The 2,645-nt window shown below is 67.3% G+C and carries 6 protein-coding genes; 2 read left to right on the top strand and 4 right to left on the bottom strand.

Annotation, left to right across the window (positions count from 1 at the left end; translation table 11 throughout):
- On the top strand, positions 1-365 hold a 365-nt coding region (locus AB0J09_RS61920), incomplete at its 5' end, for a MarR family winged helix-turn-helix transcriptional regulator (protein WP_360713471.1).
- 147 nt (positions 366-512) lie between these two features.
- On the opposite strand, the gene AB0J09_RS61915 is transcribed toward AB0J09_RS61920, so the two are convergent.
- From AB0J09_RS61915 to AB0J09_RS61900, 4 genes are all read right to left on the bottom strand, one after another.
- The gene (locus AB0J09_RS61915; RefSeq protein ID WP_360713469.1) at positions 513-1,079 is read right to left on the bottom strand and encodes an NADPH-dependent FMN reductase; all 567 of its coding nucleotides are present in this window, start codon (positions 1,077-1,079) and stop codon (positions 513-515) included.
- A 98-nt stretch (positions 1,080-1,177) separates the two neighbouring features.
- Positions 1,178-1,411, bottom strand: a complete 234-nt coding sequence (locus AB0J09_RS61910) for a hypothetical protein (protein ID WP_360713467.1) — start codon at positions 1,409-1,411, stop codon at positions 1,178-1,180.
- A gap of 17 nt (positions 1,412-1,428) precedes the next feature.
- On the bottom strand, positions 1,429-1,593 hold the full coding sequence (locus AB0J09_RS61905) for a hypothetical protein (protein ID WP_360713465.1): 165 nt from the start codon (positions 1,591-1,593) through the stop codon (positions 1,429-1,431).
- Positions 1,594-2,076 carry a nitroreductase gene (locus AB0J09_RS61900; RefSeq protein WP_360713473.1) on the bottom strand — a complete coding sequence of 161 codons (483 nt, stop codon included), beginning with the start codon at positions 2,074-2,076 and terminating at the stop codon, positions 1,594-1,596.
- Between the two features lie 143 nt (positions 2,077-2,219).
- Here AB0J09_RS61900 and AB0J09_RS61895 point away from each other — a divergent pair, with 143 nt between their 5' ends.
- Complete coding sequence (locus AB0J09_RS61895; RefSeq protein WP_360713463.1) at positions 2,220-2,495, top strand: hypothetical protein; 276 nt, start codon at positions 2,220-2,222, stop codon at positions 2,493-2,495.
- Positions 2,496-2,645 lie beyond the last annotated feature (150 nt).

The following is a 2,645-nucleotide window of genomic DNA, read 5'->3' as shown; positions in this document are numbered from 1 at the left end:
CGTCGGAGGCGCTTCGGCCGCTCGGCATCGAGTTGCGGCATTTTGCCGTGCTGATCGTGCTGGTCGACCGCGGGCCCACGGTGCAGCGGGACTTGGCGGCGGCGACGGGGTCGGACAAGGCGGGAATCATGCGGGTCGTGGACGACCTGGAGCACAAGGGGCTGGCCGTACGCAAGACCGTTCCGGGGGACCGGCGGGTGCGGGCAGTGGAGATCACGCCTCAGGGCCTCGAGCTTTTCGATGCAGCCCATGTTGCGGCGGAGCCGGTGGCCAAGCGTCTGGCTGCCGAACTGGGGCCCGGCGAGCCCGAGCAGCTGGCGGATCTGTTGACGCGGTTTGCCTATCCCGCAGGCGGTGAGGCGTAAGCGCGCCCGCGCGGTTAGGGCTTCGTCGCCGACAGGGATCGAGCCGTCCCAGCCGATGCAGTACGGGTTTGCCGGGACGCGCGGCAGGCGGACTGGTCGATGGTCGCGGGACCGTCACCACTCCACCCCCCATCGCGCCCCGGCGGTCTACAGGTCCGGGATGTCGTGGTGGTGGCGCCGGATGTGCGCCGCAAAGGCCCGCAGGTATCCGATCAGAAATTCGGCGGTGGACGGCACCTGGATGTCGCCTTCGTCGTCAATCAATTCCTTGGTGAACTGGATGTAGGCCTCGGGCTTACCCAGCACCGGGGAGTTGGTGAAGGACAGGATGGTCTTGAGGTGCTGCTGTGCGACCGCGGTGGAGATCGGGCCGGGTGAGGCTCCGATGATCGCGGCCGGCTTGCCGTCCAGCACGTTGGATCCATAGGGCCGGGTCGCCCAGTCGATGGCGTTCTTCAGCGCGCCCGGGATGGACCGGTTGTACTCGGGGGTGACGAACAGGAGGGCGTCGGAGGCTTTGATCGCGTCCTTGAACTCCTGGGCCACGGCGGGGTAGCTCGCGTCGTGGTCGTGGCTGTACAGGGGCAACTCGCCGATGGGGATCTCCGTGAGGCGGAGTTCCGGCGGCGCGAGACGGCTCAAGGCCAGAGCGAGCCGCCTGTTGATCGACTTCAGGGACAGGCTCCCGACGATGTAACCAACGGTGTAAGTCATTGCATTTCCTCTCAAGGCATGAACTTGCCGCCGTCAAAATTTGACGGTCTGGCCGGGGTTGAAAGTCGGTGTCGGAAGAGCCGAGCAAGCCGCCCAGTTCACGGGCGGGCGAACGGCTGCACCGGTAAGTGGCCCGCGGCGTTGTCGACCTCGGAGGAGATGCCGGCGGCGATGGTGCGCAGCTCAGAGCGCCGGCCGGTCCGCTCGGCCGATGCCTTCGGCGCCTCGTCACTGACAGCGGTGGCGATGACGGTGTCGCCGTTGCGCGGGAAACGTCCGGGCAGGAGAGCTCCGATGCCTCCGGTGATGACGACGACTCGTTCGGTGTTCATGGTCCTTCTCCAGTGGCCTAACCCTTGACGAACGTGACCGTCTCGTCGAGCGGCGCCCGGCCCGTACGGGAGTAACCCACCGTGACGTCCTCGAACCCGATCGACATGCCACAGAAGAGGATGAGCTCGTCCGGGGGCGACAGGACCTCCGCAACGGTCTTGCGATACTTCGCCCACGCCATCTACGTGCAACTGTGCAGCCCTTCGGCGCGGAGCAGCAGCATGACGGTCTGCAGATACATGCCGACGTCGGCCCATTGGGGCAGGCCCATGTCACGGTCGATGTAGCAGAACAGGGCGGCGGGCGCGCCGTAACAGTCCCAGTTCGCGGCAGCGGCCCGCTGGCGCGCCTCCAAGTCCTCGCGCGAAACACCGAGTGCGCCGTAGTGCTCCTCGCCGAAGGCGAATCGGCGCTCGCGGTACGGAGACTTCAGTGCGGACGGGTACATCTCGTACTCCCGCTCGTCCCAAGAGTCAGCTGCGGCAAGGCGCTCGCCGACGCGCTTCTTGATCTCGGCCAGCGGCCCGCCGGTCACAACGTAGGCGTGCCACGGCTGGAGGTTCGATCCGGACGGCGCCCAGGCCGCGGCGGACAGGACGCGCTCCAGCACCTCCTTCGGGACAGGCCGATCAGTGAATCCGCGCACCGCCCGTCGACTCCTCACCGCCTCATAGACGTCCAAGATCGCCTACCTTCGCCATCTGCTCAACGTGTCTAGCTCCATTACGTTCACGACGGTATCATTCGCGACAGTATCATTCAATACTATTCAGCCGGCATGATCCATCACCCGATGGGAGAAGAACCATGTCCTTGATCGTCAGCGAGCTCTTGTTCTGTGCGGCTATCGCGGCGGCGCTGGCCGGGGTGTTCCTGCACCGGCGGACGCCAGCCCAGGGGCGGGCTTGCTCGCCGCAGGAGCAGCAGTTGCTCGTCATGCTCGCGCGCGACGAGATCGACGAGGAGGAATACCGCCACCGGCGGGACACCGCCTGTGCACCCCGTCCGGCGGCGCTGACCAGCGGGCTCGCGCACCCATGTGGCGTCCCAGGCGGCCTGATGAGCGGCGAGGTGACCCCATGAGACCGGGCTTGCCGCTGCGGCGGCTCCGCCTCGGCTCGACGCGGATCCGGCTCACCGCCACGGCCATGGGCACGGCGTTCGCCCTGCTGGTGCCGTTCGGCATGGTGGGGGCGTCGGCCGCCGCGCATGCCTCGGCCGCCCCTGGCTGGT

The sequence above is a fragment of the Nonomuraea sp. NPDC049784 genome (genome assembly GCF_040659615.1).
In the GTDB taxonomy this organism is placed as follows: Bacteria; Actinomycetota; Actinomycetes; order Streptosporangiales; family Streptosporangiaceae; genus Nonomuraea.
The sequence above is the reverse complement of the archived record's forward strand: the minus strand, read 5'-3'. Positions and strand labels throughout refer to the sequence as shown.

What these genes read in the sequence shown, in the direction of transcription:
- AB0J09_RS61915 (WP_360713469.1), bottom strand. Translation starts at nt 1,079, where the DNA reads ATGACTTACACCGTTGGTTACATCGTCGGGAGCCTGTCCCTGAAGTCG.
- AB0J09_RS61910 (WP_360713467.1), bottom strand. Translation starts at nt 1,411, where the DNA reads ATGAACACCGAACGAGTCGTCGTCATCACCGGAGGCATCGGAGCTCTC.
- AB0J09_RS61905 (WP_360713465.1), bottom strand. Translation starts at nt 1,593, where the DNA reads ATGGCGTGGGCGAAGTATCGCAAGACCGTTGCGGAGGTCCTGTCGCCC.
- AB0J09_RS61895 (WP_360713463.1), top strand. Translation starts at nt 2,220, where the DNA reads ATGTCCTTGATCGTCAGCGAGCTCTTGTTCTGTGCGGCTATCGCGGCG.